At 68.3% G+C, this 344-nt stretch carries 1 pseudogene; it reads left to right on the top strand.

What is annotated here, in order from left to right:
- A pseudogene (locus CWS39_RS28510) lies at nt 1-344 on the top strand (transposase); the annotation flags it as partial.

Here is a 344-nt window from a genome sequence, read left to right as displayed (position 1 = left end):
CGTCATCCGGTGGGTGAGGGGCGGGTGTCGTTCGACCTTGGCCCGAGCCAGATCGCGGTCACCGTGCAGCACTGCGACGGCAGCTGGTCGGGCTGGGTGGAACCGTTGGCCGATGCCATCAGGTTGGACACGATGCGGCTGCGCCGCACCCAGCGGCATCTGGATCGCCAGCACCGCGCCGGATCACCGGACTGCTTCAACCGTGATGGCGTGCATACGACGGGCCGCTGCGTGTGGCGACGTTCGGCCGCTGCGCAACGAACCATGATCCGCGTGGGCGAGCTGCACCGCCGGCTGGCTGAACACCGTAAGACGTTGCATGGGGCGCTGGGCAACCGGCTGAT

The organism is Mycobacterium hubeiense (assembly GCF_002838065.1).
Classification (GTDB): Bacteria; Actinomycetota; Actinomycetes; order Mycobacteriales; family Mycobacteriaceae; genus Mycobacterium; species Mycobacterium hubeiense.
This window is presented reverse-complemented; position numbering and strand designations above follow the sequence as displayed.